We start from the raw sequence: 21,817 nt of genomic DNA, 5'->3' as shown, positions 1-21,817 counted from the left end.
ACCCGAGACAGCCTTTGCCTAGAGTGCCGTGGCGCTTTGTGCCCGCCGGATTTGACCGATGACAAGATCTGACACACCCGAAGGTGATACGCTTTCAAGATGACAACTTCTTGGGTGCCGAAATGAACGATTGGCGACTTTATCTGCAATATGGTGCCGGCTGGGGACTGCTGTTGTGGCTCTTCGGCTATCTTCTGGGCATTGCCCTGTTTCCTGTCGTCCCGACGCAGCATCTGGGCTGGTACATTAGCCCGCTTGGCCTGGCGGCGACCTTTTTCGTTCTGTGGAGATGGGCCCATGTCAAAACGCTCGCACAGGGTTTGGTCGTTGGCCTGATCTGGGCGTCAATTGCGGTTGCGATGGACTATGTGTTCATCGTCCTGCTGCTGCAGCCCGCCGATGGCTATTACAAGGCCGATGTCTATCTCTACTATGTGAGCGCCCTGGTTTTGCCTCTGTTGGCCGGATGGCTGCGCGGCCGTCGCTAGCGCGTTCCGGTCCAGCCACATGCGCCTGAAGCGAACGAGCGGACGCATTTTTGACTAGGCGCATGCGGCGGATGGGCTCATAATGGCGCTGTCGCATTCGCGTCCTTTCCCCTTGTCCCATTCGCAATAGTGTCTTGATCCGCGTTACCCCGCTCATCCTGGCGGTCGCCCTGTTCATGGAACAGATGGACTCGACCGTCATCGCCACGTCGCTGCCCGCGATTGCCAATGATATCGGCACCGAGCCGATTGCGCTCAAACTCGCGCTGACGGCCTATTTCGTGGCGCTGGCGATCTTCATTCCGATCAGCGGCTGGATGGCCGATCGATTTGGCGCAAAGAATATCTTTCGGCTGGCGATCTTCGTGTTCATGCTCGGGTCGCTTGCCTGTTCCTTCGCCTATTCGCTGGAAACTTTCGTGGGCTCGCGCTTCTTCCAGGGCATCGGCTCGTCGATGATGACGCCGGTTGGGCGCCTTTTGCTGGTGCGCTCCACCCCGCGCAACGAACTTGTGGCCGCCATGGCGTGGCTGACCATACCCGCGCTGATAGCCCCGGTTTCCGGACCACTTATCGGCGGGTTTCTGACAACCTATCTTTCCTGGCACTGGATCTTCTGGATCAATATCCCCATCGGTATTGCCGGGATCATCTTTTCCAGCATCTATCTCCAGGTGCCCGACGAGCGCACGCCGCGGCCGGTCGACATGGTCGGGTTCTTCATTGCGGCTGTCGCCTTTGCCGGCTCGGTGTTCGGGCTGTCGGTGATCAGCCTGCCGGCCCTGCCGATCATCTATGGCTATATGACACTGGCGATTGGGGTGACCGCGGCCCTGCTCTATCTGCTGCATGCCCGCAAGACGAAATATCCCCTGCTCGATCCGAGCCTGTTCCGCCACAAACTGTTCCGTTCCTCGGTCACCGGGGGATCTTTCTTTCGCATCGGAGTGGGCGCAATGCCCTTTCTGCTGCCGCTGATGCTGCAGCTGGGCTTTGGACTCAATCCGTTTCAATCCGGCGCCATCACTTTCGTCTCGGCGATTGGCGCAATCATGAGCAAGTTCATTGCCGAGCGGATATTTGCGCGTTTCGGCTTTCCGCGCGTACTGGGTTTTGCGGCAGTATTTGGTGGCCTCCTGATCGCAGCGCAGGGACTGTTCACCACCGAAACACCGGTGGCAGTGATGATGATCATCCTGGTCGCTGGTGGTGTGTTGCGCTCGATATTCTTTACCGGCACCAATGCCATAGGCTATGCCGATATCTCCGACGAAGAAGCCAGCCAGGCCACCGCCATCGTTGCGGTGGCCCAGCAACTCTCGGTCGCCTTTGGAGTGGCGGTGGCAGGTGCCATTCTCGAGATCACCACTACTTTCAGCGGCGGCCACCTGTCGCTGCTCAATTTTCAGATCGCCTTTTTCGCTGTTGGGGGCATGAGCGCCCTCGCCGGCATCATCTATTTCCGCCTGCCGCATGACGCCGGCAACAATGTTTCCGGCCATCGGGCCGTCCGGGAGTGAGCGGCACCGGAACACCGGGCCGAAACAAGACATGTCGCGCGCAACGCCTCTGATCCTCGCCACGGCGATCTTCATGGAAAACATGGATTCGACGGTGATCGCCACGTCGCTGGCGGCCATTGCAGCCGATATCGGCACCGATCCGATCTCGCTCAAACTGGCCCTGACCGCCTATTTGGTGGCCCTGGCCATCTTCATCCCGATTTCGAGCTGGATGGCGGACCGCTTCGGCGCGCGCCGGGTTTTCCGGCTGGCCATGCTGGTGTTCATGATCGGCTCGATCGGCTGTGCGTTTTCCGGCTCGCTGGCCCAGTTCGTGGGCGCCCGCTTCATTCAGGGCATGGGCGGCGCGATGATGGGACCGGTGGCGCGGCTGGTGCTGGTGCGGATGACGCCGCGCCATCAATTGGTCGATGCCATGGCCTGGCTAACCATTCCGGGGCTGATTGGCCCGATCGTCGGCCCACCCTTTGGCGGGTTCCTGACCACTTATTTCTCCTGGCACTGGATCTTCATCATCAATATTCCCATCGGCCTGCTCGGAATGGCGCTGGTGGGGATCGCGCTGCCCAATGAGACGCGCAACAAACCGCGCAATATCGACGGCAAGGGCTTCGTGCTAGCCGGGCTGGCCTTCGCGCTTTTCGCCTTCGGCTGCTCGGTCATAAGCCTGCCCGCCCTGCCCCCGATTTACGGTTTTGTCGCCGCGGCGCTAGGGATCGGGCTGGGCTATTTCTACACCCGCCATGCGCTTGCAACGGAATATCCCCTGCTCGACTTGCGACTGCTCCGCCTGCCGATCTTCCGCGTTTCGGTGGTGGCGGGCAGCTTCTTCCGCCTCGGCCAGGGCGCCGTGCCATTCCTGTTTCCGCTGATGCTGCAACTCAGCTTTGGGCTTAGTCCGTTCGAAAGCGGCATGGTGACCTTCGTCGCCGCTGTCGGAGCGCTGGCCGCCAAGTTCGTCGCCAACTGGATCTTCAAACTCTGGGGGTTCAAATACCCGCTCCTGATTGCCAGCCTGGTTTCGACCCTGGGCATACTGGTGATGGGCTTTTACGTGCCTAGCACGCCCATTCCTTTGATCCTGGGCATTCTCGTGTTCACCGGCTTTTGGCAATCGACTTTCTGGACCGGCTCGAACGCCTTCGTTTTCGCGGACGTCGAGGACAAGGATGCCGGTCAGGCCAATGTCATCAGCCAGGTCTGGGGACAATTGATGTTCGCCATGGGCGTGGCTGTGGGCGGCGGCACGCTCGAACTCGCGCATCGCCTGCGCGGCGGGGGCGAACTGGCCCTGGCCGATTTCCACATGGCCTTCTTCGTGGTCTCTGCCATCAGCGCCGTCGCCGTGGTCATGTTCCTGCGCCTTCCGCGCAATGCGGGCCACCAATTGATGAGCGGCCCGCATATGCATTGATCTGGCGAAGGATCAGTTCACCGTGACCCAGCGCAGCATGAGGAAATTGTCTGGGCGCTGCACCAGGTCGATTCCCTCACGCGCGGCCCAGACCAGCGGCTCTTCATAGAGCGGCACATAGGCCGTTTCGTCCTGAATGATGCCCGCGACTTCGTCCAGCATGGCCTGGCGGGCCGCCGGATCGAGTTCCTGCTGGATCTGGGGCAGCAATTCATCGATGCGCGCATTGGAATAGCCGCCGAAGTTCCAGGTACCGAGTTGCTCGGTCGGCGTGTGTGCGAGGAAGCGGATGGGATGCTCGGCGTCGAACGTGCCCGGCGACCAGCCGAGCAGGTAGATGTCGGCATTGTCCTCGCGCAGTTCGGGCCAGTAATTGGCAACCGGCATGGTTTCAAGTTCGGCATTCAACCCCACCTGCCGCAGCATGCCGGTGATGGCCAGGCACACATCGGCGTCATTGAGGTAGCGGTCGTTGGGGCAGCGGAAGCTGAAGGTGAAGCCGTCGGGATAACCCGCTTCGGCCAGCAAGGCGCGAGCCGCCTCCGGGTCGTAGGCGGGGCGTTCGGTATGGGCTTGTGAATAGCCAGAGAGCCCTGCAGGCTGCAATTGCGCCGCCGGTTTGGCGAGACCGCCCATGATCACCTGAACGATCGCGGGAACGTCGACCGCATGCGCGACTGCCTGGCGGACGCGTTCATCGGTGAAGGGATTCCCCTCGACATTGCCGTCGGTGAAATAAAGCGTGTCCTTGTCCTGGCTGAAGCCGAGCATGATGACGCGCGCCTCGACCCCGGAGAACACCGTGACGCCATCGGTCTCTGCCAGGCGCGGCGCGTTCTGCACCGGCACGGTGGCCAGCATGTCCAGTTCCCCCGAGAGCAGCGCGGCAATGGCCGTAGCCGAATTGGTGATCGGGCTCAGCACGGCTTCGGTGAGGTTGTGTTCGGGCTCATCCCACCAATCGGGGTTGGCCACCAGGCGCGTGGCGACGCCCGGCTCGCGCCTATCGAGCATGAACGGACCGGTGCCGTTCGCGTTCAGGGTCGCGTAGGTTTCGCTGTCCCGCGCCGGCGCGGTCGCGCCATTGGCCTCGGCCCAGTCGCGATCGAGAATCATCCAGTTGGCGATGCTGTCGGGAAACAGCGGATTGGGGCCATTGGTGATGAATTCGACGGTATAATCATCGACCACCCGCAATTCGCTGACTGGCGCGAACCAGGATTTCACATCCGACTGCTCGGAAATTGCGCGCTCATAGGAGAACAGCACGTCATCGGCATTGAACTGGGCACCATCCTGAAAGGTGACGCCCTCGCGCAGCGTGAAGCGCCAACCATCCTCATCCCCGGTCAAGGGTTCCCAGGCTGTGGCCAGGGATGGCTCGATGGCCATGTCCTTGCCCCGTCGCACCAGCCCTTCATAGATATTGTTCAGGAACGAGGTGACCGGCGCCAGATTGGCGGCATGCGGGTCCATGGTCTGCGGGTCGGTCGCGGCAGACCAGCGGAAGGTTTCGGCCATGGCGGTGCCGCCGAGCAGGGCGACCATCGATGTGGCCAGGATTATTCGGGTCGTTGTATGACGCAACATGGGTTCCTCCCGGGTCATTACTGCCAAGCAGCATTTCAGCCTTGGCCGCAATGACCAAGTGCAATGTCAAAGAAGTGTTCGAATGCCAGGGGCGCTCGGTTACCGGCGCAAGTATTTTTTCTCGATCCAGCGCCACTTTGGGCGCGATAACACCTTGCTAGTCCCGGTCGCTATCCTCAGCGTCGACGCCGTTGTTCGAGCCTTTGAACCCCTTTGCCACAAGATAGGCCTCCGCCGAATCCTTGCGGCTCGAAGGCGGTTTGACGTGAAAAGTGGTCGCAAAGTGCCGCTTGAGCATGTGCAGCAGCTCATGCTCGGTTCCGCCCTGAAACACCTTGGCCACAAAGGACCCACCGGGATTGAGCACCTGGATGGCGAAATCGGCGGCGATTTCGATCAGATGCACGATCCGCAAATGGTCGGTGGCGCGGTGGCCAGTGGTCGGCCATGCCATGTCGCTCATCACCACATCGGCGCCGTGACCGCCCATGGCCTCGATCAGCATGGCGGGCGCATCCTCCTCGGTGAAATCTTTCTTGAGCAGGATGACGCCGGGGATGGCGTCCATGTCCAGATAATCGATGCCCACGATCAGCGGATTGTCGGTGGTAGACCCCACCGCACTGGCCGCGACCTGCGACCAGCCCCCGGGCGCGGCCCCGAGATCGACCACGCGCATGCCCTTCTTGAAGAGCTTGTGCTTCTCGTTGATCTCCCGAATCTTGAAGGCTGCGCGGGAGCGATAGCCTTCGGCGCGTGCGCGCGCCACGTAGGGATCGTTGAGCTGGCGTTCGAGCCATTTGGTCGAGGCGACCTTGCGACCCTTGGCCGTTTTCACCCTGATCTTGAGGTCCTTGTCGGACTTGCGGCCGCCCGTGCCCAGCGCCTTGTTATTGGCCATTGCCTTGCCTCCTGGGATAGCGGTTCGGGCGCTTCTGCGTGCGGTCGGCGTCCATCAGGGAAATCAGAATGCCTTCACGCAAACCGCGATCGGCGACGCGGACGCGATCGGTGGGCCATTCACGGCGGATGGCCTCGAAAATGGCGCAGCCGGGCAGCACCAGATCGGCCCGGTCCTTGCCGATGCAGGGATGCGCCACGCGCCGCGCGAAGGGCATGCCGAGCAGGGCCCGCATGGTCTCATCGACCTGGTCGCGCCGCATCCAGAGGCCATCGACCTTCTGCCGTTCATAGCGCTCCAGCCCCAGATGCAGCCCGGCCAGGGTGGTTACTGTGCCCGAGGTGCCGATCAGGTGGACCGGGTGCGTGCCAATCATCTGCTTGAGCTTTTCGCGGCCGCGGAACTGGCGCAGATGCGAGCCGACATGCTCAACCATGGCTTCGAAGACTTCTGGGGTGACATCGACACCGCCGAATTTCTCGGCAATCGAGACGACACCCACCGGAAGGGATTGCCAGGAGCGGATGGAGGCCGACATGCGGCCCTGGGCGCGCGGGCGTCCCCCACGAAAATCGAGCCAGGCCAGTTCCGAGGAGCCGCCGCCAATGTCGAACATCAGCGCGCCCTGCGCTTCACCATCGATCAGGTCGGCACAGCCGGTCACGGCCAGCTCGGCCTCGGTGCGGCGATCGACGATCTCCAGCTCCAACCCCACTTCATTGCGGACACGGTCGAGAAAAGCCGGACCGTTTTCCGCGGCGCGGCACGCCTCGGTGGCGATCAGACGCATGCGCCCGGGTTGATGGTCGCGCAGCTTGTTGCGGCACTGGCGCAAGGCGTCCAACGTACGGTCCATGGCGGCGTCTGACAGCCGGCCAGTGACTGAAACCCCCTCGCCCAGGCGGACGATTCGGGTGAACCCATCGAGCACGCGAAAGCCGCGTTCATGCGGACGGGCGATCAATAAGCGGCAATTATTCGTGCCTAGGTCCAGCGCCGCGTAGAGCGGCCCGCGACCGCGCCTGGGATGGGGGGCGTTTGGGGTCCGTTGGTCCGGCACGACAGGCGGGGCAGCGCCCGCCCTCTCCCTCCGGCTCTGGCCGGTAGAGACGCCGGCTCCAGCCTCGTCCACAAGGGCCGAGACCAGGGCGGACCGAACAGGTTCGGTCACTTTTGGCTCCTTTGTGCACGGTCGCTGGACCGGTTGAACCGGCCGCGCCCGAGGGCACATCATGTTGCGTTGTCGAAAACGACGGTAGAGCAAGGCAGGCGGAAGCGCAACGCAAAGCATGCCCCCCACGCCCACTGCCCCCGCGCCAATGGATGACGACATCAGCCCGATTTGCGGGGCGCATGGCCGGGCACAAGGATTTTTCCCCAGCACCGCATTATTCGCGCGCCGTTCCGCTTGCATTCGGCCCCAGCTTTGTCTAATGAGACCCCCGTCGCGCTTCGCCGCCCCCCGGGCCGCCGCGCTGACCTGCCAGCAGGCATCTGCTGGGGAATAGTTCAATGGTAGAACAGCGGACTCTGACTCCGTCGATCTTGGTTCGAATCCAGGTTCCCCAGCCAACTCAAAATATACGTTATAAATCAATGATTTGAGCCACTGTCGATTGGCTTGTCTAGTACACTTTTCTAGTACGGTGGGCCTCCCACGCCCAACTAGAATGACGAGACAAAAACAGAGGCTTCTGTCTGAACGCAGCGAAAGTAGATGTCCTGGCAAAGCCTTGGCGGCATTCGCCATTGGTGAGAAAATCTCCGGTTCGAACTATTCGGAAACCGAAAAAACGGTCCGTTAGGGTTGCCGCTGCGGTTCTACAATCCCGAGCGCGGGCCAGAAAGCGGGGTTGATGACGTAAGTGCCGCCGTCTGCCTCGCGCTCTGCACGCACTTTGAGCACTTTCAGATCATAGTTGACGTCGTGGATGTAGTACTCGTCAGCACCCACTTTTGACCCTAGAACTCCGTAATATAGAAGATAGTCCACGACTTCTGTATATTCCTCAGGAGGAATAGCAGCCTGACGCATGATATCCTCGAGGTTTGCTCTGCTCAGTTCCGACGGTTGATCTAGGAAATGATAGAGCAGGTCCTGAGCTACAGGTTTGACGTCTGTTAACTCTCGGTCCAATTCCTGCAAAAGATCTTGAGCGTAAGCCTTAAGGCCCTTCTCAATGTGATCCTCTGCTACCACGCTATGGCGAAAGTTGATGGCAAACCCGCGACAGTGGTTGAACAGTTTCAGCAAATTTCGCGGACGCATCAAGGCCCGTCCTATCAGGAGTGTCGAAGTCTCTTCGCCTTGAAAATGCGATACAAAGAGATGCCGCCATATCGTCTGAAAGTCCATAGTATCGAATGCATCCACGCGGTCGCTCAAGCGTAACCTAAGCATTTCACGCAACATGTCGGCATCACTCCAGTCGGTCGACACCCGTATTTCCTTGCCGTAGTCCGGACTGTTCTTCATCAAGTGATCGTAAACGTCGTTTCGCACAAAGACGATGCAGTGAAATATGTGCCCATCACGGCGCATATCTCTCTCTAGTTTTCGCCCCGCGTCTACGAGGCAGCGCAGAATAATGGCATCGATGACATCTACGCCCTGGGTACTCCACCCTTTGTCAAGGTTATCGAACAATACCCATATCTCTCCACGTTTACGCATATATCGGGAGATAATGTCCCTTAACTTTCTGAGATCGTGTCTGTGAACGAGTTGAGTGATTTCCGCCGCAGATAGTTTGTCGCCCCCAACCTCCCCTTTGGTTTCATAGTCTCGGGCGATATGAGCAGACAAACTCGACAATCTCTCTGAAAAGTCGCCCTCCGCAGTGAAGTCGCCAGCTTGATAAGTATCCTCTAACTCCCGATACAGATCATAAATCTCGTGATTGTGGCGATGCGAGACCCGATCTTTCTCAAGTATCTTATATGCCACCTCAAGGAGGACGAGGTACTCCCAGAAGACAGTAATAAGGTGCTGCGCGGCGCCTTGAGAGAGATGTGAAAGTATGTCTTCTTTAATTTTGATAAGCTGGTATCCTTCGGGCTTCAGGTCCACAACGACGTTGCGCCTGTTTGCTCGGACCTCGTCCCGAACTCGGATGAACAGGGCCGTTTTGCCAGAACCTTTGCGACCGACAACCAAATTGGCCTCGCCCCGGATGGCCCTCCCGAATTGGGCTGTTTCCAAATAGTATCGTCCTAGTGATGCCATCTCGTTCTCAGCACGAGGGTCGCCCACGTTCAGTGAAACCAGAAGACCTTTGTCGACAGCAACCTTCGGCTCATATTTACTGCTGTATTCAGCGACAAGAGGGCAAAAATCCGCAACTATTTCGACTATATCTTCCACCTTGCCGAATTTCTTTGCGTCATCACGTAGATCTAATGGGACCTTGTACGCAGAAGGAGCCAATAGGAGCTTGGGCTTCTCCATTCCGTCGGCAAGTCCTGCCACGAACATCGCTCGCACATTGTGAACCAGACCGTCTTCCCGGCCATCAAGCGGCAGCACCACCCCTAGAGATGAAGCCACCTGTCTGATCGCTTCGGTGGCAGAGAGGCGGGCGTCTTCGTCTGGGGTGAAGCTTCTATAACGTCCGTAGCCCGCCTTCTTTAGCCGAGAAACAAGTACCCCGACCGCATAGTCTCGGTTTGGAGGTTCGACAATGTATATTGGTGATCGCCTATCGAGGCTCGCTTCATGCTCCAGCGCAAACGGCTCAATTTCTGCGGCAAGGCGGTCTTTTAGCTCGCTAGCGTCTGAGTACTCGAAGTATCCCAGTGTGTCGAAGATACCGACCCTGTCAGAGATGGCCCTGTGGGTGGTGTCATCTCGCCGCCGTATGAGGAACGCACGCTTCCCTCGGCCGATTGCGTACCCGATTTCATAGACCACATTGAGGTTGAGAAGCGTGATGTCCGCTACGATGAACGAGGCATTGCTAATCTTGCCCACAATGGGAGAGGTCAGCGGCGACCCCGGGACGTCATTGAATGGCCAAGGTTCGTACCTTACGGGTATTGCCAACGCGTTCGCTTGACGAACGGCCGTAAAGACGTCTTCGGCGACAGCGCCGTCAGAAGGATATGCGACGAACGCTGTTTGATCCTTCAATGCCTACTCCCCATTTCATGAAACTGAAGCTGTTGCGGCTAAAGTTGGCAGATCATCCCTGTCCGCATCCATCTTTGGCAATGGCCCTGAGTCTCGCATTCGACGAATTATTGCCCAAACACAGAGGAATAGACTAGCTATGGTTTAGTTATACAAGAGTTTCGCATGACCCCTGAAGCCTTCATTGCCAAGTGGCAGAACTCGAAGATCAAAGAGCGCGCTGCGGCCCAAGAGCATTTTCTGGACCTTTGCCGGATGCTTGGCGAGCAGACACCAGCGGAGGCGGACCGGGATGGCATCGACTATGGCTTTGAGTTCGGCGCGACGAAGACCACAGGAGGTCGCGGCTTTGCGGATGTCTTCAAGCGCGGCTTCTTCGGCATGGAATATAAGGGGACCCATGCCGACCTGACGGCAGCCTTTGCGCAACTGCAGCGCTACGCAGTTGCACTAAACAACCCCCCGCTGCTGATCGTATCCGACGTCGGCACCACCATCCGTATCCACACAAATTGGACAAACTCGGTTTCAAGAATTTATGACATCCCCATAGCCGAGTTGGGTGATCCCGAAAAACGTGGGTGGCTGAAAGCTGCCTTCACGGACCCTGACGCGCTCCGTCCCAAGCAGACCCGGCAGGAGCTGACGGAAGAGGTCGCTGGTGAGTTCGCACGGCTAGCCCGATCGTTGCGCGATCGCGGCCACGAACCAGAGCCGGTGGCACATTTTATCAACCGGCTGGTGTTTTGCATGTTTGCTGAGGACGTGAAGCTCCTCCCAAACCACATCTTCACTCAGATGCTAGAGCGCGCACTAGAAACGCCTGAAGAGTTCGTTGATTTCGCGGGGCAACTCTTCGCAGCGATGCGCTCCAAGGGCGGTCGCGTGGGCTTTGAACGGATCGCCTGGTTCAACGGCGGCCTATTCGATGATGACACGGTGTTTGTCCTTACCCGCGATGAAATACGGATCGTTTACAAGGCCGCCCAACACTACTGGGGCGACATCGACCCAGCCATTCTTGGGACACTGTTCGAACGCGGCCTCGATCCCGACAAGCGTAGCCAGCTCGGTGCTCACTATACGGATCGCGACAAGATCATGATGATCATCGACCCGGTCATCGTTGAGCCTCTGTCGGCCGAGTGGGAGGTAGTGAGAACTGAGATCGAGGGGTTCATAGCAAAGGCAAACCAAGCAAGAGGTGGCGCTGGCACCCGCGCATTTAATCAAGCAAGAGCGGCGCTTGATGGCTTTCTGCAGCGGCTTTCCCAGTATCGAGTGCTTGACCCAGCTTGTGGCTCCGGCAACTTCCTCTATCTCGCATTGCGAGCGTTGAAGGATTTGGAGCATCGCGCGCAGGTGGAAGCGGAGGCTCTGGGGCTTCCCCGAACGTTCCCGCGTATCGGACCAGAAGCTGTACTGGGCATTGAGTTAAACCCCTATGCGGCCGAGTTGGCGCGAGTGTCTGTCTGGATCGGCGACATTCAGTGGAACTTGAAGAACGGGTTTGCTGCTGCCGAGAACCCAATCCTCAAACCTTTGCGCAACATCGAGTGCCGGGACGCGCTAGTCAGCTGGGTACCCGACACAAGCTTTGCGGGTGGCAAGTGGGTGTCCGCCGAATGGCCGATAGCCAATGCTATCATCGGCAATCCCCCTTTTCTCGGAAGTCGGAAGATGGCCCCTGCGATGGGCAGCCAATACGTCTCGGCGCTTCGCAAGATCTACACACGGACAGTGCCAAAGGGTGCAGATTTCGTGTGTTTTTGGTTTGCAAAAGCGCATTCGGCGCTCCGAGGCAGCACTGAACGAATGGGGTTAGTTAGCACCAATTCCCTCAGCAATGCAGCTAGTAGGCAGGTTCTAAGGGACTTGTTCACCGACCAATATCCGATAGCGGTGTGGCGCGATGAGCCGTGGACGGTGTCTGGCGCGGCCGTTCGTGTCGCCATTGTGTGCATGTCCTCTGAGCCTGTTGCGAACCCAATGCTTGACGATATGGCGGTGGACGAAATCCATTCTGATTTGCGGTCTGCTGGCACCACGCGTGGGGCCGACCTCACACTCAGCAAACCATTGCGAGAGAATGCCAATAAGGCGTATCAGGGTGTGGTCCCGCGCGGTTCAATAAATCCTACCGATGCTTCAAGACTCGGACTACCAAATGGGGACTTCGCCGTTAGCGCTGCTCAAGCGCGTGAGATGCTGGTGGCGCCGCTGAACCCCAATGGGCGCCCGAATACAGATGTGGTCGTACCCTATCTGATCGCCCGTGATCTCGCCCAACGGCCATCCGGTCGCTTTATCGTCGCCTTCGGGACGATGACCGAACGGGAAGCGGCAATGTACGAACTCCCATTCAATCATATTGCGCCCGTCAAGCTTCACCGACAGCACATGGCCCAACCCGAGGCACTAACCACTTGGTGGCAGCATTGGCGTCCGCGGCCTGAGATGAGCGCCGCCCTCGCCCCACTTACGCGGTTCATCGTAACACCAAGAGTTTCGAAACATCGGCTATTCCTCTGGCGTACCCACCCCATTCTTCCGGACAACGCCGTAGTCGTGGTGGCTCGTGAGGATGACGTCACGTTCGGCGTCCTACATTCGAGATTTCATGAGCTTTGGGCCCTTCGAATGGGCAGTACTTTGGAAGATCGGCCACGATATACGCCGACCACGACATTTCAGACATTTCCTTTTCCACACGGCCTAACGCCGGACATTCCATCAGTAGTTTCAATGGCGGATGATGCAGCGAAGCATATCGCGCACTGTGCGAAAGAATTGAACCAACTGCGAGAAAACTGGCTGAACCCGGCCGACTTGGTTCGGAGGGAGCCAGAGGTCGTGCCCGGCTATCCCGAACGTATTCTCCCGATAAACGAAGAGGCAGAGTCGTTCCTAAAGAAGCGCACCCTCACCAACCTCTACAATGAAAGACCCGCTTGGCTGCACCACGCGCACGAGGCACTGAATGAAGCCGTGGCTGCAGCCTACGGCTGGCCCGCTGATCTTGGAGACGATGAAGTGCTTGCACGCCTTTTTGCGCTCAATCAAGAAAGGGGGAGCGAGGGTCACGCAGACGCGCTGTGAAAGCAATTGGCGGGCGTTGGAACCATCTCGTCGCTACACGGTACGCACCATCACTAGTTCTCCTTCACCCTTCCTAGCGTCTTCTGCACGGTCGCCTTGGACAGCCCAACCTCAGCAGCGATTGCTCGAATGCTTGCTCCGCCCTCGCGCAGTCGCTGGATACTCGTTCGCACTTCATCCGTTACCAGCTTGGGACGACCCCCGGTCCTGCCCTGGGCCTTTGCGCGGGCTATCCCCTCCATTTGACGTTCCCGCCTGATCTCGGTCTCGAACTCTGCGATGAGCGCTAGTATGCCCATGACTAACTTCCCGGTTCGGGTGGTGGTATCTACGGCGCTATCATCCAGCACCTTAAAGGCGACACCCCTGTCCGTCAGTGCGGTGACAATCTTGTACAAGTCAGCGGTGGAGCGGGCTAAACGGTCTAGCTTGGTGACGATCAGGGTGTCACCCTCTCGCACATACTCGAGGCATCGCGCCAGTTCCGGCCGCTCCCCATCCAGGCCGGATCGCTTCTCACTAAATACCTTCTTCGCACCCGCTGCAGTCAGGCGGTCCACTTGAGAGATGAAATCCTGCTGTCCCGTGGATACGCGGGCATATGCAACGATGGCCATAACTGTACCCTTTCATCTAAAACCATGATGGACGCATCGTTAATGGACGCAAAAAGTACGGTCAAGCCACCGCGTCCAGAAAGTATAGATAAATGGACACGCGTGAGCTTCAGATATCAAGAGGGTCCATTTAACTCGTGGCAGTTTCAGCTGGCTTTGCCAGCCTCTCTAGCCTTTCGCCGTGACAGTAGCGAACAGAGGTAGCAGCCCTGCATTTCCTTCCCCCGCCAGGGTGGGCTTCGAGGCCGGGGGGTACGGGGGAGATCCCGCTCGCGCCGGGGGAATATATGCCCGTAAATCCGGCTACAATTTTTAGGCGATCAAGGGCAGACGCGATACCAGAGGGTGTCTTGGAAGACCAACAGCTCAGAGAAGTCATCGCCGTCAGGCGTGGCTGGGTAGAACCCAAACGGGAAGCTCAGGCCATCGTCACACGTCATCGTATTGGCGCCCTCGTCGCCATAAGCCAACTCACAGGTCACCTCGAAGCCCAGCCCCTGATCCCAGACCGCTGTCTTTTCATCAGGGAAGCTCACGTGGCCCCAGTCGTGCCTCGATTGGTACTGACACTCGGCAGCCAGAGAAGACCCGCCAGTGAGTCCGAGAATGGCCGCTAGGGCGATTGTGCGTAGCTTCACTGTTCCTCCTTTGGGGGTGCGTATTTTTTGGACCCTCTTGCCGGAGGCCCCCTCCCGTCCCCGTTCGATATACCTATGACAAACATAGAGTTAGACGAGAGTTCGTCGAGAGACAGTCACGAGACCAACGCGAAGTTCACGCAGCGTGTGGACCATATCAGGGGGACCGGGACGAAGTCCCCCCAATTGAGTTTCTAACGCATGGTTCAAACCAAAGCGTAGGCACCGAGTGCGTCTCTAGTTCGACCATGCCTAGCCGTCGGTGCCAAAGAGGGAGGCGCCATCAGCGGACCCGCCATCATGCGTAGGCCGGCCGCCAAGGAGCTGCGCAACACACAGAGTCCTTCATCTCGAAGGCACTCTCAGCAAAGCGATCAGATCAGCCTTCTGCCTAATGGTCAGACCGTTGGGCGAGTAGACCCCATACGTCAATCCGGCCTTCTTATGACCCAGTATTTGCGAAGACTCGTGCTCACGCACTCGTTCGCGTTCAAATGTCTGAGCGACGTTCTTTCGGAATGCGTGGAAAGTCGAAGCGCCGTCAATTTGTCGAAACAACCGGCCGAACCGTTTGCCGACGTTCCAAGATCGTTTCCGGTCCGGCCCTCCCGGGGTGAGATTTGGGAACAAGAAACCGCGTTCAGGTGCTATGTCCAGCAGAGGCAACAGAGCGTCATGTACCGGGACAACGCGAATACTGCCTTCGGCTTTGCCTTGGGGGATGTCGAAATAGCGTACTCCTTCGGCGGACTTGATATCTGATCTCTCCAGCGAACAGATCTCCTCAAGCCTCATGCCCGACAGAAGCGCGACCATTGGCAGCCAATATGCTGGATCGGGAAGGCCGGAGCTACTTCGGTCTCTGACGCGCCTGAAATAGGTGGCAATGGCATCATCGGTCCACGGAGCATTGGCTGAAACCCGTGCCCGTTTTGCCCTCCTGGTGTTAGGTGCTTCGAACGGGGTGTCTCCGGCCACCTCGCCACGTCCGACTGCCCACTCCCAAAGGCTATTCAGGGCGGACACATGCCTAGCAAGGGTGACAGTGCTAAGGCGATCTTCTGGACTAGCGCCCGCGGAAGCAAGCAACTGATCTAGACTCCTGTGCTTGGTTTCGGGAGACCGTCCCCAGTGTCGGTTTAGCTTGCCAAGCTTGTCGACGAAGTCAGACGCAGATCTTCTGTCGACGCTGGCCAGGGCAGCATCCTTTATATGGTCTCGAAACAACCGAAAAGTTGCTTCCATCTGCCCAACGGTCTGCGCGGTCAGCCGATCTCTAGGATCACGCTGCCGGTCTAACAAGAATTGCTCTGCTAAGTCTGAGAACGACTTCTGGTACTTTAAAGGAACCTGACGAGATCCACGAATGGCTGCTTGGACTGCGTCCGCCGCCGCCTCTACATCTCTAGGTAGATCCCCGGGTTCAATCTGTGACGCGTCGTGATAGCCCAGCTCAGCAAGGTATGGGCCGACATGCTCGTCCAGTAGAAGATCGAGTGCCGAAGAACGATCTTCTTCATCGCGGTGAGTCCGCTTGATCCACTCGATGCGCTGCAACGTCGACTCGAAAGTGGATTGAAAGATCTCTGATGGGGCCTCTGACGATGGCTGACGATCTAGGTCGAAAGCTCGTTGCCAATAGGCGGCCCGCTCGTTGGCCTTGACCTGCGCCACTAGCTGATCGGTCGTATAGAGGTTCTCCTGAATGGTTGCCTTTTTCAACCGAGGCTGACTTCTGGCGGGCACCGCCATTTGAAACCACCACCTCCGTCCCCGCAGCTTAAGATACCTAGTTCGCGGCGCCACACCCTGCCCTTCTCTAGTACAGTTTTCTAGTACAGTAGCTCAACTTAATTCCCGTAACAACCTGTGCTTGTTACATAAAAGCGGACTTAGGCTGGGCGTCCAGGTTCCCCAGCCACACTCTCCGACCGATTTACTCAAATTGAAGAGCCTGTGACGCTCGCGCTGATGGGTGTTGCCGCATTGTGCGTTAGGAGGCTTGGCGAATCGCTCATCCTGCGCCCGGGCGTTTTGCGGCCGGATCAGCTTGCGAGCCGAGAGTTCGGGAGTTGAGATAGCGCAGCGAGGAGAGCATGGCAGAGTGGGGCCATATTTTCAAGCAAACCCGTCGGATTCAACACTATATTGTGGCGACCAAGCCCCAACTATATTGTGGTGACCGGATCCCATATTTGTTTTTTCTTGATACAGTATGAATTGCAGGCCGAGCCCGTGTGTCCGGACCGACGGTTTAATCCAGTGTCATTTGGCGTATAGTGGAAGCAAGCGCGGTCCATGGCGGGTCGATATGACCTGTCTCAAGCAAAGTACGTTGCACCCATGGCAAGACAAGCGGGTCCATCCGCAACGGAGCAGACGGGACAGTACTCGACCCGGGTGATTGCCGCCTTTCGCTATGGCTCGCTGGCCATTGCCGCCTTGGGCGCAGCATGGGGCGTCGTCTTCGGCATCATGGGGTGGTGGGGCATTGTTGCCCTGGACGTGGCTGTTGTTGCCAGTGGGCTCTCGATCTATGCACTGGTCAGCCGCGGACAGTTCGCGCTCGGCCTGCTGATCGCCCAGGCGGTTCTGATCGTGATCGCCTCCGTCATGGCACTGATCATCGATGTGCCTACGACCGAAGCGCCGCGAGTGAGCCATTTGTACCTGCTGGTGGTGGCTGCGCTGGGGTTCCTCAACTACCGGCGGCAGGCGTCGCGGTCGCAACTGGCCCTGATCGTCGTCAGCTTGTTGCTCTTTGTGGTGTTCGCCAGTACGCCACTGGCCAACCCGTTTGTCGTCGATATGCCTGTTGCTCTGCATACAGGCGGCACCTGGGCCAATGCCATTGTAGCCACGGCCCTGCTGGCAGGCTGCGCCTATGCCATGCAGGCAGAGCTGGCGCGCAATGACAGAATTGGTCGCGACCTGATCTCCGCCATGTGGAATGAGGAGTTCCACCTAGTGTACCAGCCACAGGTGGATCTGGACCACCGGACGGTTGGCGCCGAAGCCCTCTTGCGCTGGACCAGTCCAGGGCGCGGCGTCGTGCCGCCGGCCTCTTTCATTCCGCAGGCTGAACGGGCGGGGCTGATGGTGGCAATCGGGGGCTGGGTTCTCAAGCAGGGCTGCAACACCCTGGCAGAGTGGGGAAAACATCCCGATTTCAAGCATTTGACGCTCTCGATCAATGTCAGCGCCAGCCAGATATTGGACGATGGGTTCGAAAATCTGGTCCGCGATACACTGTCGACGACCGGCGCCGATGCCCGTCATCTGATCCTTGAAATGACCGAAAGCGTGCTGGTAACAGACACCGACACGGTCGTGGCCCGGCTGGCGGGCCTGCAGGCCCTGGGCATTACCATTGCCCTTGATGATTTCGGCACCGGCTATTCCTCGCTCGCCTATCTGCGCAGCCTGCCCATCCAGCAGATCAAGATCGACCGAGGGTTTGTCAAAGACATGCTGGACGATCCGCGCAGCGCGTCGTTAATCAAGAATGTCGTCCAGATCGGGCGGGATCTGGGACAGCAGGTGTTGGCCGAAGGCGTGGAAACGTCCGATCAGCAGGCCATGCTGGCCCAAGTGGGATGCGTGCAGTTCCAGGGGTATTTTCATGGCCGGCCGATGGAGCTGGCGGATTTCGAAGCCCGTATCGCGGCCGAGACGAAACGCGCGCCGCCCGGCTAGCTCACAGGGCGGAACTGACCCGCGCCTCGAGCTCTATGTCATCGATGACCCACCGACCTCTGCCGCCGCGTTTTGCCGCGTAGCAGGCCTGATCCGCCCGCTTGAGGAGGCTGCGCACGCCCTCGCCCTGCCATGCCACGGCAATACCGATACTGGCGGAAAGTACCGCTCCGCCCGCATCGGTCGAGAGCCCGCGCACGGCGTCAATGATCTTGCCGGCGAGCATGCCAGCCAGTTCCTCACCTATATCAACGAGAACAGCGAACTCATCGCCACCAAGCCGGGCGGCGTGCCCGTTCCCGGCGGTCCAGCGCAGAACATCGGCAATCTGGCGCAGAGCGGCGTCGCCCGCATCGTGCCCACCGCTGTCATTGATCGATTTGAAGTGGTCGATATCGATATAGAGCAACGCGCATGGTGGGCTTTCGGGATCTGCGAGGTGTTTGGCCAGGCGATGCTCGAAGGTTGAGCGAGTCAGCAGGCCCGTGAGCCCGTCATGTTCGGCGGCCCATTTGAGGGCGGCCCGGCGTTCGACATCCTCGGTGACGTCGCGGATCGTGCCGGTCAGGCGTTTGGTCATGGAAGGCGTCTGAACCAGGCGGGCGAAGGTCTCGACATGGCGAATCTTGCCGTCCTCCCGGATGATCCGATACCGGATGATATCGGTGTTGATCCCGACAGCTTCGTGCTGACGCTCCGCCATTTCCCGGTCCTCGGGATGCAGATAGTGCTGCCATGACTGCAATTTGTGCGTTTCGAGGTCGGGATCGACCCCAAAGATTTCGCGCGTCCGGGCATCCCAGAAACTGGTCTGGCTGACCGGATCGAATTCCCAGATGCCCACATCGCTCGCTTCAAGGGCCAGGCGGAACCGCTCATTGGTCTGCTGCAGGGCGAGTTCGGCCTCTTTCTGCCGGGAGATATCGGCCTGTACCCCGACCATGCGCGTCGGACGGCCATCGGCGTCCCGCTCGACGATGCCACCCCGGTCGAGCCCCCAGAGCCAGGTGCCGTCCTTGCGACGCAGGCGGATTTCGGTCTCGATTTCAGCCGTCTCGCCGCGCAGATGGCGTTCGCCGCTCTCAATGGCGCGTGCGCGATCATCGGGATGGGTCAGTTCGAGCCAGAGATCGCTGGCCTGCTCCAGCTCACCAGGCGCGTAGCCGAGCATGTCGAACCAGCTCGCCGAATAGCCACATTCACCGGTGACCAGGTTCCAGTCCCAGACACCAAGGCGAGCGCGCACGATGCCATGCAGATAGGCGTCGACATCCAACTGGCCGTGTTCGTGACTAAGCATCGTCAAGTTCCAACTCAGGGCCCAAAATGTGCCCCAAGACGCAAAGATAGGATTAAGCTGGGCCCCAGAATTTAATGCCGCCGCTTTTATTGAGAAGCGGCGGCAGAGTTTTCACCAGGCTTTTGTCATCTGGCCGCGGCAGAACGCAAGGCCTTCGCGGCAGCCACCAGGTTCTGCAGCGCGGCATTCACCTCCGGCCAGCCGCGAGTCTTGAGCCCGCAATCGGGATTGACCCAGAGCTGATCGGGGGCAATGCCCCGCCCGGCCTTGCGCAGCAGAGCCAGCATATCGGCCTGATCGGGCACGCGCGGGGCGTGGATATCCCAGACGCCGGGGCCGATTTCATTGGGATAGTTGAAGTCGCGGAAGGCCTCGAGCAGTTCCATGTCCGAGCGCGAGGTTTCAATGGAGATGACATCGGCATCCATTGCGGCAATGGCGGGCATGATGTCGTTGAATTCGGCATAGCACATATGGGTGTGGATCTGCGTGTCGTCGGCCACGCCCGAGGCCGAGAGGCGGAAGCAATCCACCGCCCAGCGCAGATAGGCGTCCCAATCGGACCGGCGCAGCGGCAGGCCCTCGCGCAGGGCTGGTTCATCGATCTGGATGATGCCGATACCGGCCTGCTCGAGGTCGAGCACTTCCTGGCGAATGGCCAGGCCAATCTGGCGGCAAGTCTCGGCGCGCGGCTGGTCGACCCGCACGAAACTCCATTGCAGGATGGTGACCGGGCCAGTCAGCATCCCCTTCATGTGCCGGTCCGTGAGCGAGGCCGCAAAAGCCGACCACCGCACTGTCATCGGCGCAGGACGCGAGACATCGCCATAGATCACCGGCGGCTTGACGCAGCGCGAGCCATAGGACTGCACCCAGCCATTTCTGGTGAAAGCGAAGCCATCGAGCTGTTCGCCGAAATATTCCACCATGTCATTGCGCTCGAATTCACCATGCACCAGCACATCGAGCCCCAGCTCTTCCTGGATGCGGATGGCGCGCTCGGTTTGCTGTTCGAGAAAGGCATCATAACCAGCCCGATCGAGCTGACCTTTCTTGAACGCCGCGCGGGCCTGCCGCACCTCCTTGGTCTGCGGGAACGAACCGATGGTGGTGGTCGGATAGTCTGGCAGGTTGAAACGGGCGCGCTGCTTCTCGCGGCGGGAGGCGAAGGACGAATTGCGATCCAGGGCAATGGCCTGCGCAGCGCGGGCTTTGACCTCGGGCCGATGAATGCGCGCCGAGGCCTTGTGCGCCGCGATGGCGGCGGCGCTGGCCTCGAAAGCGGTCCGGGCAGCGCCCCTGCCCCGCTGCTGCGCCGTGGTCAGCGCCGCCACCTCCTCCAGCTTCTGCCGGGCAAAGGCCAGCCAGGATTTCAGTTCAGCGTCGAGCGCGGTTTCAGCATCGAGATCGACCGGGCTGTGCAGCAGCGAGCAGGATGGGGCAATTTCCAGGCAATCCGGGCCAATATGGTCCCATACCCTGCTGACAAGACCAAAGGCAGCGTCGAGATCGGTGCGCCAGATATTGCGACCATCGACCACGCCGACCGAGAGCGTCTTGCCGGCGGGCAAGGCCGCCAGCACGGCGTCGAGCTGACCGGGCGCGCGCACCAGATCGATATGCAGCCCCGCCACCGGGAGCCTCGCCGCCAGTTCGGTATTGTCCCGCAGGTCGCCAAAATAGGTGGTGAGCAGGATATCGGGACCGGCCTTGCCCAGCACTGCATAGGCCTTTTCGAGCGCCGCCTGCTGCCTGCTGGAAAGGTCGAGCACCAGCACCGGTTCATCGATCTGCACCCAGTCTGCGCCCTCGGCCTTGAGCTGGGCCAGCAGCTCGGCATAGACCGGCAGCAAAGCGTCGAGCAGATCGAGCGGCTCGAAACCGTCATCCTTCGCCTTGGCAAGGCTGAGGAAGGTGACCGGCCCCAGGATCACCGGCCTAGTGACAAGGCCGAGCGCCTGCGCCTCACGGAAATGGTTGAGCGGTTTGCCGGCATTGAGCGCGAACGCCTGGTCGCGGTGCAGCTCGGGTACGATGAAATGGTAATTGGTGTCGAACCACTTGGTCATCTCCATGGCCGGGGCAGCATCGGTGCCGCGGGCCATGGCGAAATAGCGTGCGTCGGGGTCGGCAATTCCAGCAAAGCGCGGCGGGATGGCGCCGACCAGCACCGAAGTGTCCAGCACATGGTCGTAGAGCGAAAAATCATTCGAGGGGATTACCGCGATGCCGGCTTCGCGCTGCAGGCTCCAGTGACGGGCCCGGAGCCCGGCGGCGGTGGCGTGCAGGGCGGCGGTGTCGCTTTCGCCCTTCCAGTAGGATTCTAGGGCCTTTTTCAGTTCGCGATTGAGGCCGATGCGGGAAAAGCCGAGATTGGCTGAGCGGGTCATGGAAAATTCCGTTTGTGACAGGCGCGCAGGTG

At 59.5% G+C, this 21,817-nt stretch carries 14 protein-coding genes and 1 tRNA gene; 6 read left to right on the top strand and 9 right to left on the bottom strand.

Going from position 1 to position 21,817, the window contains the following annotated elements; translation table 11 throughout:
• Nucleotides 1–122 precede the first annotated feature (122 nt).
• From GO014_RS01640 to GO014_RS01630, 3 genes are all read left to right on the top strand, one after another.
• The gene (locus GO014_RS01640; RefSeq protein ID WP_157288866.1) at nucleotides 123–488 is read left to right on the top strand and encodes a hypothetical protein; all 366 of its coding nucleotides are present in this window, start codon (nucleotides 123–125) and stop codon (nucleotides 486–488) included.
• A gap of 134 nt (nucleotides 489–622) precedes the next feature.
• Nucleotides 623–2,008: an MFS transporter gene (locus tag GO014_RS01635; protein WP_157288865.1), complete on the top strand. Its 1,386-nt coding sequence runs from the start codon at nucleotides 623–625 to the stop codon at nucleotides 2,006–2,008.
• A 31-nt stretch (nucleotides 2,009–2,039) separates the two neighbouring features.
• Nucleotides 2,040–3,425, top strand: a complete 1,386-nt coding sequence (locus GO014_RS01630) for an MFS transporter (RefSeq protein ID WP_157288864.1) — start codon at nucleotides 2,040–2,042, stop codon at nucleotides 3,423–3,425.
• A 12-nt stretch (nucleotides 3,426–3,437) separates the two neighbouring features.
• Here GO014_RS01630 and GO014_RS01625 read toward each other — a convergent pair whose 3' ends face one another.
• From GO014_RS01625 to GO014_RS01615, 3 genes are all read right to left on the bottom strand, one after another.
• On the bottom strand, nucleotides 3,438–5,015 hold the full coding sequence (locus tag GO014_RS01625; RefSeq protein WP_157288863.1) for an ABC transporter substrate-binding protein: 1,578 nt from the start codon (nucleotides 5,013–5,015) through the stop codon (nucleotides 3,438–3,440).
• Between the two features lie 157 nt (nucleotides 5,016–5,172).
• Nucleotides 5,173–5,916 carry an RlmE family RNA methyltransferase gene (locus tag GO014_RS01620; protein ID WP_116590630.1) on the bottom strand — a complete coding sequence of 248 codons (744 nt, stop codon included), beginning with the start codon at nucleotides 5,914–5,916 and terminating at the stop codon, nucleotides 5,173–5,175.
• Complete coding sequence (locus GO014_RS01615) at nucleotides 5,906–7,087, bottom strand: Ppx/GppA phosphatase family protein (protein WP_343030709.1); 1,182 nt, start codon at nucleotides 7,085–7,087, stop codon at nucleotides 5,906–5,908. Before GO014_RS01615 ends, GO014_RS01620 begins: the two co-directional genes overlap by 11 nt.
• 327 nt (nucleotides 7,088–7,414) lie before the next feature.
• On the opposite strand from GO014_RS01615, the gene GO014_RS01610 reads away from it, so the two are divergent.
• Nucleotides 7,415–7,488 (top strand) — tRNA-Gln (locus GO014_RS01610).
• 229 nt (nucleotides 7,489–7,717) lie between these two features.
• On the opposite strand, the gene GO014_RS01605 is transcribed toward GO014_RS01610, so the two are convergent.
• The gene (locus tag GO014_RS01605) at nucleotides 7,718–10,045 is read right to left on the bottom strand and encodes a P-loop ATPase, Sll1717 family (RefSeq protein WP_157288861.1); all 2,328 of its coding nucleotides are present in this window, start codon (nucleotides 10,043–10,045) and stop codon (nucleotides 7,718–7,720) included.
• A 165-nt stretch (nucleotides 10,046–10,210) separates the two neighbouring features.
• On the opposite strand from GO014_RS01605, the gene GO014_RS01600 reads away from it, so the two are divergent.
• The gene (locus GO014_RS01600; RefSeq protein ID WP_157288860.1) at nucleotides 10,211–13,144 is read left to right on the top strand and encodes a class I SAM-dependent DNA methyltransferase; all 2,934 of its coding nucleotides are present in this window, start codon (nucleotides 10,211–10,213) and stop codon (nucleotides 13,142–13,144) included.
• A gap of 53 nt (nucleotides 13,145–13,197) precedes the next feature.
• Here the strand turns inward: GO014_RS01600 and GO014_RS01595 are convergent, their stop codons facing one another.
• From GO014_RS01595 to GO014_RS01585, 3 genes are all read right to left on the bottom strand, one after another.
• Nucleotides 13,198–13,761, bottom strand: coding sequence for a recombinase family protein (locus GO014_RS01595; RefSeq protein WP_157288859.1), 564 nt, complete (start codon nucleotides 13,759–13,761; stop codon nucleotides 13,198–13,200).
• Between the two features lie 320 nt (nucleotides 13,762–14,081).
• On the bottom strand, nucleotides 14,082–14,399 hold the full coding sequence (locus GO014_RS01590; RefSeq protein WP_157288858.1) for a hypothetical protein: 318 nt from the start codon (nucleotides 14,397–14,399) through the stop codon (nucleotides 14,082–14,084).
• Nucleotides 14,400–14,744: 345 nt separating this feature from the next.
• Nucleotides 14,745–16,205, bottom strand: a complete 1,461-nt coding sequence (locus GO014_RS01585) for a tyrosine-type recombinase/integrase (RefSeq protein WP_343030707.1) — start codon at nucleotides 16,203–16,205, stop codon at nucleotides 14,745–14,747.
• 537 nt (nucleotides 16,206–16,742) lie between these two features.
• Between GO014_RS01585 and GO014_RS01580 the strand changes: the two genes are divergently transcribed.
• The gene (locus tag GO014_RS01580; protein WP_157288856.1) at nucleotides 16,743–18,095 is read left to right on the top strand and encodes a putative bifunctional diguanylate cyclase/phosphodiesterase; all 1,353 of its coding nucleotides are present in this window, start codon (nucleotides 16,743–16,745) and stop codon (nucleotides 18,093–18,095) included.
• Nucleotide 18,096: 1 nt separating this feature from the next.
• On the opposite strand, the gene GO014_RS01575 is transcribed toward GO014_RS01580, so the two are convergent.
• Nucleotides 18,097–19,395 (bottom strand): PAS domain-containing protein, encoded by a 1,299-nt coding sequence (locus tag GO014_RS01575; protein ID WP_157288855.1) that lies wholly within the window; start codon nucleotides 19,393–19,395, stop codon nucleotides 18,097–18,099.
• Nucleotides 19,396–19,520: 125 nt separating this feature from the next.
• Entirely contained in the window at nucleotides 19,521–21,785 is a 2,265-nt protein-coding gene (metE, locus tag GO014_RS01570) for a 5-methyltetrahydropteroyltriglutamate--homocysteine S-methyltransferase (RefSeq protein ID WP_157288854.1), read from the bottom strand.
• Nucleotides 21,786–21,817: the final 32 nt, after the last annotated feature.

The organism is Devosia marina (assembly GCF_009758415.1).
In the GTDB taxonomy this organism is placed as follows: Bacteria; Pseudomonadota; Alphaproteobacteria; order Rhizobiales; family Devosiaceae; genus Devosia; species Devosia marina.
Note: the sequence above shows the minus strand (reverse complement) of the source record. Positions and strands in the feature narration are given on the sequence as shown.

Excerpts from the sequence above, each read along its gene's own strand:
- GO014_RS01575 (WP_157288855.1), bottom strand. The coding sequence starts at position 19,395 with ATGCTTAGTCACGAACACGGCCAGTTGGATGTCGACGCCTATCTGCAT.
- GO014_RS01595 (WP_157288859.1), bottom strand. The coding sequence starts at position 13,761 with ATGGCCATCGTTGCATATGCCCGCGTATCCACGGGACAGCAGGATTTC.
- GO014_RS01600 (WP_157288860.1), top strand. The coding sequence starts at position 10,211 with ATGACCCCTGAAGCCTTCATTGCCAAGTGGCAGAACTCGAAGATCAAA.
- GO014_RS01640 (WP_157288866.1), top strand. The coding sequence starts at position 123 with ATGAACGATTGGCGACTTTATCTGCAATATGGTGCCGGCTGGGGACTG.
- GO014_RS01630 (WP_157288864.1), top strand. The coding sequence starts at position 2,040 with ATGTCGCGCGCAACGCCTCTGATCCTCGCCACGGCGATCTTCATGGAA.
- GO014_RS01620 (WP_116590630.1), bottom strand. The coding sequence starts at position 5,916 with ATGGCCAATAACAAGGCGCTGGGCACGGGCGGCCGCAAGTCCGACAAG.
- GO014_RS01625 (WP_157288863.1), bottom strand. The coding sequence starts at position 5,015 with ATGTTGCGTCATACAACGACCCGAATAATCCTGGCCACATCGATGGTC.
- metE (WP_157288854.1), bottom strand. The coding sequence starts at position 21,785 with ATGACCCGCTCAGCCAATCTCGGCTTTTCCCGCATCGGCCTCAATCGC.
- GO014_RS01580 (WP_157288856.1), top strand. The coding sequence starts at position 16,743 with ATGGCAAGACAAGCGGGTCCATCCGCAACGGAGCAGACGGGACAGTAC.